The following is a 13,871-nucleotide window of genomic DNA, read 5'->3' as shown; positions in this document are numbered from 1 at the left end:
TTCTATAAAGAATCATAACTGCTTATATAAGGCATGTTGTGTTTAATTTCTGTATTAAAAAGACACATTACTCTTTTATTATAAAAGTAAATACTATTTTTGCGCCCAAATTAACAGAGACGGCCTAATTATAATAGAAACCACAACCGTTTCTGATTTATAAAAAAAACATAACAATATGAAGATGAAAAGTTATTCTACTTCCAATTCAGAAGTAGTAACCTTTAAGAGATGGAGTAGAAAAGGATTTGCTTTATTTAGCACCATAGGCAGCAAAACTAAAATAGCCACTTTGGCAACCGCCTACTTTCTGTGCGGATTTAACACCGTATCGTGGGCACAAGAAGATACTGCAAGTATCAATCAAAACATCGATATCCGGGAAGTAGAAGTCTCGGCACGCCGATCGCCCGCCCTCTATTCCGAAGTAGGAAGAGTGGTAAACGTTATCACACGTAAAGAAATCGAAAGCTTGCCCGTTCAAAGTCCGCAAGATTTATTGAAATACGTAATGGGAGTAGATGTGCGTCAGCGCGGGCCCATGGGTATACAGGCCGATGTTAGTATCCGCGGAGGTTCATTTGATCAGGTAATGATTTTATTAAATGGTATTAACATCACCGATCCTCAAACCGGTCACCTAAGTCTTAACTTGCCAATCGACATGCAAAGTATAGAGCGTGTAGAAGTACTCGAAGGTCCAGGATCACGTGTACACGGGCCTAATGCTTTTAGTGGAGCCATTAACTTTGTTACTGGTACCAAAGAAAAAAATAATATTACGGTTAACGCCATGGGTGGCGATTTTGGTTTATATAATGTAGGAGGTAACGCTACAATTATTAAAGGAAATACCAAAAACTATATTGCAGCCAACAAAAGTGCCAGTAATGGTTTCATGGCCAACACTGATTTTGATTCGTATAACGTTTTCTACCAAGGTCAGTTAGATTTACAAGGCGATAAGCTCGATTTACAAGTAGGGCATACCGATAAAGAATTCGGAGCTAACTCATTCTATTCTGCAGCTTATCCAAATCAGTTTGAGCAAAACAAAACCACATTTGCGAGTTTGTCATTCCAATCTGATGGTAAAATAAAGCTGAAACCTTCTATTTATTGGCGCCGTCATCAAGATAGATTTGAACTTTTTAGAGATTATGAAGATGCAGCTTCGTGGTACGATGGTCATAACTATCATTTAACAGATGTGTTTGGGGCAAATATGAATGCAGTTATCCCTTGGGTAGCTGGTAAAACAGCTGTGGGTGGCGATTTCCGTTCTGAGAACGTATGGAGTAACGTATTAGGTTTACCAATGGATGAGCCTATTGATGTTCCTGGCGAGCCTGAAGGGACTTTCACTAACTCTTATAGTCGTAGCAATGCATCATTCTTTTTAGAGCATACTTATACACACAATCGTTTATCTGTATCTGCCGGCTTAATGGCTAATTATAATTCAGGCCTAGGTTTTGGCTTTGATTATTTCCCAGGTATAGATGCGAGTTATTGGATTACATCAGGACTTAAAGGATTTGCGAGTGTTAATAAATCATTACGTATGCCAACCTTTACTGATTTGTTTTACAATGGCCCAACCAATGTGGGAAATCCTAATTTAAAGCCTGAAGAAGCTACCACTTACGAAGCCGGATTTAAATATCTTGAATCGGGTATTAATGCAACGTTAGTTGGGTTTTATCGTGATGGAAAAAATATGATTGATTGGGGTATTCCTACTGAAGAATTAGGAGATAATGGAAAATATACTACCTCTAATATTAACGATATAGCTACAGTAGGTATTGAGGCCAGTGCCAATATTAATTTTGCTCAATTGGTTTCACCAAACTTTTTTGTACAGAATGTTAATTTAAATTACGCTTGGCTCGATCAAAGTAAAGATGCACTTCCGGGTTATACTTCAGCATATGTTTTTAATTATCTGAAGCATAAATTTAATGCAGGAGTATCGCATAAGTTAATTTCTAACTTAGGTGCCACATGGAATTTTCTTTACCAAGATAGAATGGGAGAGTACACCGATGTTGTAAATGGCAATGTTATTGATTACGATCCTTTCTGGCTTTGCGATTTGCGAGTTCATTGGACCAAGCCTAAGTATACCATTTATGCCGAAGCAAGCAATATATTCAATAACGATTATGTTGATTTCGGAAATATTAACCAACCAGGACGTTGGTTTAGAGCCGGTATTAAAATCAATCTCGACTTATAAGTAAGAATAAAGTTCGTAAACCTTATTATATAGAAATCCAATTAGCTTAAGTGTTAATTGGATTTCTTTTTTTTAGATATTAGGTGCGATAACATATGTTTATTACATTTATTCTTGAATTTACACGAATATGTAAAGTATGGCCACTATATATAAATCTAAACTACTGATTCCGAACTTACCCACAAACTACTTTAAGAAAGAAGATGCTCAACAAAAGTTAGGTAAAGTACAAGCCAATTTAGTACTTGTAAAGGCTCCGTATGGCTATGGTAAAACTTCTATTATAGCAAGTTGGAGTATTCAGCAAAACAATGTTTGTTGGTATTCTATCGATGAGAATGACAACAATTTACCGCACTTTCTTAACTATATCATTCATTCAGTTAGAATGGTGTATCCTAAATTTTCAGTTGAAAACGAAGATGACCTTCCGAAGATTGATGATTTAGATACATTATGTATGCTTTTGTCAAATGCATTCATAGATTTAGCAGAAAAACTAGTGCTAGTCCTGGATAACTATCATTTCATAAAATCACCACAGGTTCATCTGTTTATTTCTAAACTATTGAAGCTAAAGTTGCCTGCATTTACTATAATAGTATCTAGTATTAAATCACTGCCATTTGATTATTCATTTATAAAAGGGAGCGATTTATTTGTTGAAATAATAGAGAATGATCTCAAATTTTCAAGAAGAGAAGTAAAGCATTACCTCCAAACCCAAGATATTGATGATTCTTTTTTAGCGAAGTATCAATATATATATAGCACTACACGTGGTGCTATATGGATACTAAACTTGCTGAATGCCACATTCAAAGGTTCCTTCACTAAAAAACAATATCTATCCAATTTAAAGCATGTAATATCAGAGTTATTATCAGCCAAGGTAAATGACTTTACCAGTGAGGAGCGAAGTATGTTATGCTTATTATTTAGTTTGCCTTATTTTAACGAAGATATATTTAATAGACTAAGAAATCAGAATAATTTGCTTAGTATCAATTATGATGATTTTGTGTTTTTGTTGGTAAAATCACATTATCTAATAGCAGAAAATACCAATGGAGAGAATAAGATAAATAGCCTAATACAAACTAATTTATCCCTAAAAGATATACAAACCAATGCGGTCTACGTAAAACAATCTTACACAACTTTGGCTGAATGGTGTGTTGAAAATAAATTGATAAAAGATGCCATCTTTTTTTATATCAAATCGGAAGATACAGATACTGCAATAGAGTTATTTAAAACCCTTAGACAAAAGGTTGTAGCAGAGGGAGAGTGGCCTGTTTTAGATGAAGTGCTAAATATGTTTCAGCCCAATGAAATTCAGAAAAACAACTTGCTAAAGTTGAGTTATATATGGGTTGCTTTAAGTTCTGGCGATACTGATGGGATGAGAAAAGAATTGGAAAGCATTAGTGCCGATGATTTTAAAAATGAGCCTAATCTTTTAGGGGAGTATTTTTTGTTTATGTCTTATTACCACTTGCACTTTTCATTTGATATGAAAAAATGGGAATTATTCGGACAAAAGGCAATTGAAAATATTGATAATAATAACCATTATCCGCTAGGGTTGGCTTGGTTATTTCGTTGCGGAGCATTGCAGGCGCAAGGTAATACAGCAAAAGGGGTAAAATTGATTACTAGCTCAATTACTAATTCGAATAACCCTATAGTTATGACTCATCAAATCATAACCTTATGCTATATTCATTTTATAGAAGCAAATATGGTTGATTTATTGTCAGCGTCTAATCAACTATATAGAATTGGTAATGAAACAGGGAGGGAGGAAGTAGTTTTTAATGCGCATTATTTTCTAGGAATTTCCCATTTTAACCTTCTTGATAAAAGCAAAGCCATTGAACATTTAACGTGTTGTTACCTCGACTCTTCTGATAATATAGTTCCACATCGGTATTTTGCCATGGTAGCATTATTAATTTCAAAAATTGATATTTTAAGTATTGATGAGTTAATAGAAATGTTAGATGACATTAATGAAGTTACAATTGGTAGAGGAGAAATTCGTTTTTATAAGTATTCTAAAGCACTTACCAGTTTAGTATATTGGAGGAAACAAAAAGATTCATCAGCTTTAGCTTGGGCACGTAAGGCCAAATACAAACCATTTTTACCAATGACCTTCTTTATTTCTATACCAATTGTTCAAGCCTACATTTTAATGGGTTCCGACCTAAAGGACCAAGAAATAGCAATGGGTATAATTAAAGATATATTGTTGTATACCGAGGAAGTAAATAATGTTCAATTTAATAATCAGGCTAGGCTATTAGAAGCTATTTTACACCAAAAAATGGGATTCCCTGAGCAAGCAACAAATTCATTGATGCAACTAACGGATACTTTAATGGACAAAGGGGCGAAGCTCTCTTTTATTGTATTAGATAAAACAATAGCTTCCACTTTATCTGCGATAGAAATAGACTCTAAACGTAAAAGTTTTATTTCAGCGCAATTGCAATTTTCTATGGATGATTCTAAAGAAGAGAGCCTCACAAAAGAATCGTTAACTGATAGAGAAATTGAGATTTTTAAATTAATTAAGACGAATTTTGCGAATAAAGAGATAGGTGAAAAACTATTTATTTCAGAAAAAACAGTTAAACGGCATATTAGTAATATCTACAAAAAAATAGGAGCATCAAATAGGAGCGAAGCCATTGAATTATCAAAAGATAAAAAGTTTAAATAGGTAACTCAATGGAGCTCTCAACCCAATAGAATTGACAGGTTCCATTATCCCCAGCTTCAACTCTTTGCTTTATTTCTTTTTGATCTTTATGTTTTATTTCTATCTCAAAGCCTTTATTGTCTTCAATATAAATGGGTTGATATTCGACAACTTCATTTTTTTTAATTTTCATCCAATCAATTGTAAAATAAACATCTATGGTTTGATATACAAGAAATACGGCATGCTGCCCCAATTCCATATCAATAATTAAAGGTTCATTCTCTGGCCAACTCAGGAATTCAGTCTTTTTGAATTCGTAATAAGCCGAATAATTTGCATTTTTATTATTAAAATCGGGATGTATGACTTCCACTTCAAATTCACCAGCAGTTTCAAATTCAATATTATGATTTTTAAGGTCAATATTTTCAAATTCAAGATCTGTATAATATCCACCGTTGGGATTTGAATCATCACTCACCCATGCTCTAAATACCTTAACTGTATAACCAGTATATTGGTAATTATGAACCAACCTTTCTAGGTCAAGTTCACGATTATAAACACTTGCGGGCATTATAAATCCATGAGAGGTACTATTGCTTTTGAGTACCATACTTTCAGATATTATTAGGTTTCTAATTAATATGGGGCCTTCAGCTGCTAAAGGATATCTGCCTACAGGGTTTTCAATATTATTTTCGCAGCCATATATTAAAATAGCTAAGTATATTACAACAAAATACTTCATAATAGCTGGTTTTATTTGTTAAACTAAATAGATATCTTTATTTCATTATCAAGCAAAGTAAAGGTTCAACTTCTATTGGAATCTATTAAAAAAGAGGAATAAGAACGTTTCCTTACTCCTCTTTATATCAACACTACTTGACTACTATTTTTCTAAATATTTCTTGAGATTATTAGAAACCTATACCACCGCCATCTGTAGGAGGGGTAAACTCCGGAAGTTCGAAGATGATACCTTCGCTAATTGATTGATCATTGATGATATGGTAATAAGCTTCTCCAGCCAACCCACTATTAGTAAGAGTATCTGAACCTCCATCATGAGTAAAAACTACATCTACTACATAGTCAACCTCAGCAGGTACATAAACCGGAATGTTAAAGTCAGTAAGAATTACATCGTTAATTTTTGCCGATTGAATTTGTGAGTCAAATTCTTCAGCACCAGTTCCATTAGCCAAGTGAACTGATACTTGCGTTAATTCAAGATCAATACTTAAATTACCACTATTTGCGACATCAATTCTAGGGCTATTTACACTATAATACGCTTCGTATCCAGATTCGCTTACAACGTAATTAGGATGACTTACTTCAATTCCAAACCATCCAATAGCATCAAATATAATTTGAGGCGCTGCTAAATCTACATCCTCATAAGTTAGGTCAACAAATGTACCTGTTGCAACATCGTAGGCGTCTTTAATAATAACAGTATACCCTTTACTAATGTAGTTATGAGCTACACTATCATTGGTTGCTGTTGATTTTAAAGAATTAGCTCCGATAAATTGATCGTAGGATAATTCTATTGTTACTAATTCTCCAGAGTGATCTGGTGTTTCTGGTGCAGTTGTACCTTCATCTTCATTACATGCTGTAAATAAACATGTCATTAATAATGCTAAAAAGCTTAAGTTCTTAAAATTCATAATTGTATTTTTTAATATTTGATGATCAGTATATCACAAAGAGAAGACCAATGTGTGCCACAAATGACTCGTGAAAATTCAGTGATTTGCTCTGATGGTGTAATGAGTTAATAAACAGGTTTTTGTGCGCTTGTAATTACAACGTTGTAGGGGTCGTATTTACAACCTTTATGGGACCTAAATAGGGCAAATTATCACTGGTTTTTTAAGTTTGGCACGCTAAACTCTCAATTTTTGAACACAAAAAAAGCCGAGAATAAAGAATATTCTCGGCTTCTACTAAATATGGTTTTGTTTATTCTTTAACTAAAGAATCGAATATTTTATAAGTTAATGCTAAAACAACTGCGCCAACAAATAAGCCAACAGGGCCTGATAATAACATACCTCCAATTGCCCCTAACAATATTACAAGCATAGGAACGTCAACGCCTTTGCCTAAAAGCATAGGTTTTAAGAAGGTATCGGCAAGACTCCAAAATATACTCCAAATGGTAAATATTATTGCGGCAGTTGTGCCTCCCATACTAAATGCATAGATAATTACAGGTAGCATAACCAAAGTAGGGGGTAGCTGAATGATAGCAACGATTAATACAATAATAGAGATTATACCAGCAGCAGGAATGCCCATAAAAAACATTCCGATGCTTAAAAAGAAGGTTTGAATAACTGCGATACCAATAACACCTTGAACAACGCTTCTAATGGTTAACATCGATAATTCAGTAAACTCTTTTCCTTTTTCTCCTATTAAGGTGGCAAATACTTTATTGGCAGCAGCTTTACCCGGTTCAGCAAATAACAATAGAGATGATGCAATAACAATAGATATAATGAATAGCAGTACAGTGCTAACTAAACCTCCAACCGCTGAAGTAATTTTAGGAACAACACCTCTTAATTGAGCCTCATACTTTAAAATGAGCGCTGTTAAATTCTCAGATGCTAAACTCCAAGCTTCATAGGCCTTTTCGCCAATTATTGGCCAATCAGCAACAGATTCGTTTGGAGGGTCAATCTTAAATGTTCCAGCTTCTACAGCTTCGTAGGCATCATGCACACCATCAATGGTTGAATTGGCAAATAAAACCACAGGTACAACCACTAATGCAACACCTAATATCCCTATTATAGTTGCTGAAACTTTATCTTTATTACCCAATAGCTTTGAAAGTTTTTTGTGCAACGGAAATATACCAATTGCAAATATTATCCCCCAAGCAACCGGTGCCAAAAAAGGTTTTAGTATCCAAAAGCTAAGGATAATTAATAATGCTATAAAACTAATACGTAATGCCGTATTTACTGCTCTGTTTATAGCAGCTTCATTGTTGTCTTTTTCCATATTATAGGTTTTAAATTACTAATTGTTATTTAATTCTTCTTCAGTAAGCCATCCACCTCCTAATGCTTTGTATAGGGTAATGTATGAGTTTACCAAATTTAACTTATTATTTAATAAATCTAGTTGAGCCGAAAATGATTGTCTTTGTTGTTCTAGTACCTCTAGATAGGTGGTTGATCCTTCGTTGTAACGAATGTGGGCAAGTTCTTCCGATTCGATTGCAGTATAAGTTCGCGAAGACTGAGCATTTAATTCTTCCTTGTAGGTTGATATGCTAACTAGCGCATCTTCAACTTCTCTGAATGCAACAAGTGTACTTTGTTCGTAATTAATTAAAGCTTGTTGGGCATTTTGAATAGAAATTTTTACCCGATTTTTATTTTTACCAAATTGAAAAATAGGTCCAAAAATACTTGCTCCGGTAGACCAAGTTAAGCCCATGCTACTTAAGTTGCTCAAATCGCTGCTGGCACCTCCTATTATTCCCGTTAAATTTAACGATGGCCAGCGCATTGATTCAGCCACACCAATTTGTGCATTGCTTGCTTGATATAGAGCCTCTGCTTGTTTTATATCTGGTCGGCGTTGTAACAATTCTGAGGGCAGACCAACAGGAACGTCAATACTATAATTATACTCAGAAAAATAAATACCCGTTTCTATTTCATGGGGAGTTTCTCCTAAAAGTATACTTAAAGCGTTTTCGTTTTGTACAATTAATCGTTTGTAGGTTGGCACTGTAGTAGCAGCCACATCGCGCTGTATTTTAGCCTGATTATAATCCATTAACGATATTAAACCAGTTTCAAACTTATCGTACATTATAATTAAACCACTATCTCGGGTTGCTAATGTGTTATTTGCAATTTTTAATTGCCCATAACCTGCCATAATATTATAATATGTACTTACAACTGCTGTAACAACAGATAAACGCACCATTTGCTGTGCATATTCGCTTGCCAAATAACTAGCTTGTGCTGCCTCATTTAATCGTCGGTACTTGCCCCAAAAACCAACTTCCCATGCAAGCTGAGGATAAAAATTAAGAGAACTAGAAGTATTGCCCGATAATCCAGAAGTATTAACGTTTGCACCATATGAAAACGAAGGGTATTGATCTGCTTTTGTATAATCAATATTAATTTGAGCCGCTTCTAGTCTGCTTGCGGCAATACGTACATCATTGTTATTGTGTAGAGCTTTTGTTACTAAATTATTTAAAATGGTATCGTTAAATATTTTCCACCAAATTAAATTGACTTCTTCGGCATTTTTTAAAGTATCATTATTAAAATAGGTGGGTGTTTTAACTTCAGGGCTCGTGAAATTTGGCCCTAACATACATCCCGATAGGAATAAGCTGAATAGAATGCCATATATATGTTGAATTTTCATAGTCATTAAGAATTTGGTTTAATTTTGAATGCTTTACTTATTGAGAAAGCTATAAGAACATAAGCAATAGCAGTCATTATCTGAAATACACGAATCCAAACATTTGCACTAGCATCGTCGGTACTGGTTAAAAACTGACCCGTAATCAATAAGAATGTAGAAAAACCCATTCCGAAAAGTGGTGCTATTTTTTTATTTGAAAATAGATGCGAAGCACAGTATAAACTTCCTAAGGCTATTATGCAAATAAGCATAGGGTAGAAGGGAACCATGGTTAAAATTTGGAAGGCAATGATTGCTAATATTCCACCGCCTAAATTGCCTATAATCATGGCAAATCCAGATTTTAGATTAAAGGTTTCTTGCATGGATAATATAGCTACAAATATAAGAACCAATACAGCACCTGTCCATTGAAAAAAGAAGAAGCATAATACAATTGGCAAAACGATAAGGATTTTTTCAAGAGACCTATAAAACCGTTCTTTTTCATCATTGTTTTGATTAGCCTTACTTATACTTTTTATTTCATTAGCACTGATACCTTTATCAGGAAATAGAGCAAATATTAACCAAACTAACACTATTGTAATGCAAGCACCTGTAATAAAAGTAACCATAAATGCGTGTGCAATTTTTATAGATTGCATGCCCAATAGTGGAATTAGTAATAAACTAATTAGCATAAATACCTTTACTTGAGCATTTAGTTTATTGGTGTAAAATATACCAAATATGGCGAGTGTTTGAATTGGGATAAAAACAAGTTTCATATGAATAAAAAACTTAGTAAACACGAAGCCAATAAAGGTGGTAATAGCAATTGTAATTACAAATAATATTCCCTTTTTAAAGCTTGGTACTGTTGTGCCAGGAGCTATAAAACTTAAAGCTAAAACAGGCGTTAAGTAGGCCATGTCCCAAACAAAAGTCATAGCAATACACATCAGTAATGTTGATCCGAAGGCATACCTGAACAGAGGAACATATTCCTGTTCTATATTAGGAATTAAGCTAAGTGCTTTTTTATTAGCGTACATAAGATAACCACGAATTAATCCATAATCTGAATTTGGCTAGCGTATTAAAGAAACCGCTATCACTTGTAAAAACAACTACATCTGCTTGCCCCCCAGAACGACAGATTAAAGCGGCTTCTTCATCTGTAAATGAAATGGTAACCGGGAATCTTTGGGGATCTCTTAACCACGAGCTAGAGCTAGATATAGTAGGTAAGCCGCCTCTATTAACGGAATTGCCTGTATCTACACCGTTACCAATTCCTCGTACTTTACCTTCAAATCTTCTACCCGGAGCTACATCAAGTGCAAAACTAACGGGGTTGCCAATTTTCATTAGTGAGATATTATTCTCAGTAAAATCTGCCTGAATCCAAACATCCTGCTTTGAGACTAAGGTGGTCATAGCCTGCCCAGCTTGCGCGTAATAACCAATATCAATATTAAAACTCTCTATAAATCCATCATTTGAGGCAAAAATATTTGTAAAGGAAAGATCAAGTTCTGCTTTCTCAACTTCAGCAATTGCTAATCTTAGTTGTGCGTTGTTGTTACCTTCAGCGCCTAATTGTTCTTTAGCTTTGGTTAAATTTGCTTCTGCATTGGCTAACTTCTCAACAGATTGGCTAAGGGAGGTTTCAACTCTATCGATATCAGCCTGGGAAACAGCGCCCGGATTCTTCTGAATTAATCGTTGTGTACGGTCATAATTTCTTTGTGCTCTATCTAATTGAGCTTTAGCTACACCAACACTACTAGCTGCTGCTTTAACAGTTGCACCTTGTGCTCCGATTTGTTGCGAAGCATTATCTAAATTTGCTTCTGCCTTTTTAAGAGCCAAATCAAAAGGCTGTTTGTCAATTTCGAATAGCTTATCGCCAGTTTTAACACTGCTGTTGAGCTGCACATTTACTTCGGTAACATAACCAGTCACTCTTGGAGTTATTGGGATGATTAGTTCTGTAATATAAGCTTGTTGCGTATAGGGTGTTTTTCTATCAGATAATACATACCAAATAAAAAATAGTATTGCAATTATTAAGGTAATACGAGTAAATAGAACGATGGGATTTCCTTTTTTTTCGGAGCTAGTAATTTCATCTGGTTGTTGATCGTTATTTGATTCTTGTGAGTTGTTTTTATTCATATTAGGCTGTTTATAGGAGTATTCGTTTATATCTTTTCAAGATAGTTTACTAATTTATTAAAAAGAAATATATTTCTGTTTAATATAACAGCACTAATCATAATTTGTTGAGCTTAGTAAGAAAGCAAGTTAATGGCTAAAGATGTTTTAGTAGTTTTTTTGTTTATGAATAAATGCAATAAAAAAAGCAACCCAAAATTGGATTGCTTTTATAATAATGATTAAATATTAGACTATTGAGCAGCCATTTGTTGCAGTCTAGAACTAATACTAATTTTTCTTTCTTCAGCTATGTTATTTCGTAATTGAAAAGCCAGCTTTGAGTTGATTACTTTAAAGTTAATAATTGAATAATCAGGATGAAAATCTTGTTCTTCCGTTATAATCAGAACAGCACTATTCATCGCCTTCAGTGCCTTTTTTGCTTTATAGGACTTGCCATTGGGTATAAATAATAACTGACAGCCCGAAAACTCAGCTTCATCACTTATTTCTACTACTTTAATAATAGCAGTTCCAACATTTTTACCATCTAACTTTGTGCCCAATTCTTTAAATATAGCGGTACCTTTTCCGTATACCCCAAACTTAAGTGTTGTCAAGCTTTCTTGATTAGGCCATTTTACATATCGCATAAAATTTGCGATATAACTTGCTTCAATACGTTCTATTTGCATCTGACCAGATACATTGAATAGTACAAATAGACCCAAAACAATGCCGGATATCTTCTTTTTCATTATTCGTTGATTGAGAGTTATTAGTTCAATAAACGCAATAACGTTGATATACTAGTAAGGTTTCAGTTTTTATAGTTTTTAACATTTCCTTAAAGTAAAATATTTTGAAAGATCAACTTTCTGTAAATCACTATAAAATGAACTCTGAATTAATTTATTTAGTAATTAAATTGACTTCTAAGGTAAATTCATCATATATTACTTTATCCCCCAAATTATCGAAAAAAGAGCTTGAACCATATCTAACGTTGTATTTAGATCGGTCAATTACTAATGTTGTAATATATCCATTACTATTTTGTTTTACTTCAAAATCAATAGGGTGTGTTTTACCCTTAATGCTTAGATTACCTGAAACCTTGGCGACACCATTTTTGAAAGTTGAACTATTAGTAATAATAAGTTTTGAAGTAGGGTACTTTTCAACACCAAAAAAGTCATCTGATTTCAGGTGTCCAACTAGCTTTTGGTTGTATTCTTCATTATCAATGTCGGTATTTGTGATGCTAGCCATATCTATAATAAACTCACCATCTGTAATAATATCGTTCTTAATCGCTAATTTGGCATCTTTTAGTTTAACAAAACCATTGTGGGCACCACCAACTTTTTTGCCTTCCCATTTTATGGTCGATTTTTGAGTATCAACCTCAATTTTTTTTGCTTGAACACCTATTGCCGATAATAGGAATATTGCTGTTAATAATACATTTAAATTTTTCATAATTATTTATTTATAGTTTATTAATTGAACTTAGATATTTAATGTTATGCTTTTTGATACGTATTAATTTAGTTCCATCGGTACTTCTATAATCAGAAACTTACTTGCAGGTTTTGTATTAATAATTATTGCAGTAGAATCCCAAATTCCTATGGCATCTTTTGCAACAAGTTTGGTGTCATTAATTGACACTTCTCCTTCAATTATCATTATATAAACACCATTTTTCTTATTTTTGAGAATGTACTCAACAGATGCTTCTTTATTGTAATCTCCAAGATGAAACCAGGCATCTTGATATATCCATACTCCTTTATCGTCCTTATTGGGACTAAGTATTTGAATTAATTCATTCTGCTTAAGAATATCAGCAAGGTTTAACTGATCGTATCGAGGTTCTATATTCTTTACATTTGGGATAATCCAAATCTGAAAAAGATTTAGTTCCTGATCTTTGTTATAATTATACTCGCTGTGAAAAATTCCTTTGCCTGCACTCATCACCTGAATTTCTCCAGTTTTGATCACCGAACTATTACCCATAGAATCTTTATGAGCGATAGCACCTGATAGCGGAATTGTAATTATTTCCATATTATCATGAGGATGCTGAGGGAATCCGGCACCAGGAGCAATAATATCATCATTTAGCACGCGCAATGCTCCAAAACTAAGCTTGTCAGGATTATAATAATTAGCGAAACTAAAAGAATGTCGAGCTTCTAACCAACCATGATTGGCGAAGCCTCTTGAATCTGATTTATGTATAACTGTTTTCATCGAACCTACAATTTGTAAGAAATTGGATCAGCACATGAAAGTGTAATCTTATTCTTAATAACAATACAAATGTAT

At 33.8% G+C, this 13,871-nt stretch carries 11 protein-coding genes; 2 read left to right on the top strand and 9 right to left on the bottom strand.

Annotated features, from left to right (window positions below; translation table 11 throughout):
• Positions 1-178 precede the first annotated feature (178 nt).
• Together A8B35_RS06140 and A8B35_RS23735 are read left to right on the top strand one after the other, a co-directional pair.
• Positions 179-2,242 (top strand): TonB-dependent receptor plug domain-containing protein, encoded by a 2,064-nt coding sequence (locus A8B35_RS06140; protein WP_075602464.1) that lies wholly within the window; start codon positions 179-181, stop codon positions 2,240-2,242.
• 139 nt (positions 2,243-2,381) lie between these two features.
• Complete coding sequence (locus A8B35_RS23735) at positions 2,382-4,976, top strand: LuxR C-terminal-related transcriptional regulator (protein WP_075602463.1); 2,595 nt, start codon at positions 2,382-2,384, stop codon at positions 4,974-4,976.
• Here the strand turns inward: A8B35_RS23735 and A8B35_RS06130 are convergent.
• The 9 genes from A8B35_RS06130 to A8B35_RS06090 all read right to left on the bottom strand — a co-directional run bounded on the left by A8B35_RS06130 (position 4,969) and on the right by A8B35_RS06090 (position 13,796).
• Positions 4,969-5,709: a hypothetical protein gene (locus tag A8B35_RS06130; RefSeq protein WP_075602462.1), complete on the bottom strand. Its 741-nt coding sequence runs from the start codon at positions 5,707-5,709 to the stop codon at positions 4,969-4,971. The genes A8B35_RS23735 and A8B35_RS06130 overlap by 8 nt on opposite strands.
• A 172-nt stretch (positions 5,710-5,881) precedes the next feature.
• Positions 5,882-6,640 carry a hypothetical protein gene (locus A8B35_RS06125; protein WP_075602461.1) on the bottom strand — a complete coding sequence of 253 codons (759 nt, stop codon included), beginning with the start codon at positions 6,638-6,640 and terminating at the stop codon, positions 5,882-5,884.
• A 295-nt stretch (positions 6,641-6,935) separates the two neighbouring features.
• Complete coding sequence (locus tag A8B35_RS06120) at positions 6,936-7,988, bottom strand: AI-2E family transporter (RefSeq protein ID WP_075602460.1); 1,053 nt, start codon at positions 7,986-7,988, stop codon at positions 6,936-6,938.
• Positions 7,989-8,006: 18 nt separating this feature from the next.
• Complete coding sequence (locus A8B35_RS06115; protein ID WP_075602584.1) at positions 8,007-9,386, bottom strand: efflux transporter outer membrane subunit; 1,380 nt, start codon at positions 9,384-9,386, stop codon at positions 8,007-8,009.
• Positions 9,387-9,391: 5 nt separating this feature from the next.
• Positions 9,392-10,426: a DUF2955 domain-containing protein gene (locus A8B35_RS06110; RefSeq protein WP_075602459.1), complete on the bottom strand. Its 1,035-nt coding sequence runs from the start codon at positions 10,424-10,426 to the stop codon at positions 9,392-9,394.
• A complete protein-coding gene (locus A8B35_RS06105; protein ID WP_075602458.1) occupies positions 10,416-11,552 on the bottom strand; it encodes an HlyD family secretion protein in 1,137 nt (378 codons plus the stop codon). Before A8B35_RS06105 ends, A8B35_RS06110 begins: the two co-directional genes overlap by 11 nt.
• 233 nt (positions 11,553-11,785) lie before the next feature.
• Positions 11,786-12,292, bottom strand: coding sequence for a YfiR family protein (locus A8B35_RS06100; protein ID WP_075602457.1), 507 nt, complete (start codon positions 12,290-12,292; stop codon positions 11,786-11,788).
• A gap of 154 nt (positions 12,293-12,446) precedes the next feature.
• On the bottom strand, positions 12,447-13,016 hold the full coding sequence (locus A8B35_RS06095) for a YceI family protein (RefSeq protein ID WP_075602456.1): 570 nt from the start codon (positions 13,014-13,016) through the stop codon (positions 12,447-12,449).
• A 63-nt stretch (positions 13,017-13,079) separates the two neighbouring features.
• Positions 13,080-13,796: a pirin family protein gene (locus tag A8B35_RS06090; RefSeq protein WP_075602455.1), complete on the bottom strand. Its 717-nt coding sequence runs from the start codon at positions 13,794-13,796 to the stop codon at positions 13,080-13,082.
• Positions 13,797-13,871 lie beyond the last annotated feature (75 nt).

The sequence above is a fragment of the Saccharicrinis aurantiacus genome (assembly GCF_001660705.2).
Taxonomy (GTDB): domain Bacteria; phylum Bacteroidota; class Bacteroidia; order Bacteroidales; family Marinilabiliaceae; genus Saccharicrinis; species Saccharicrinis aurantiacus.
Note: the sequence above shows the minus strand (reverse complement) of the source record. Positions and strands in the feature narration are given on the sequence as shown.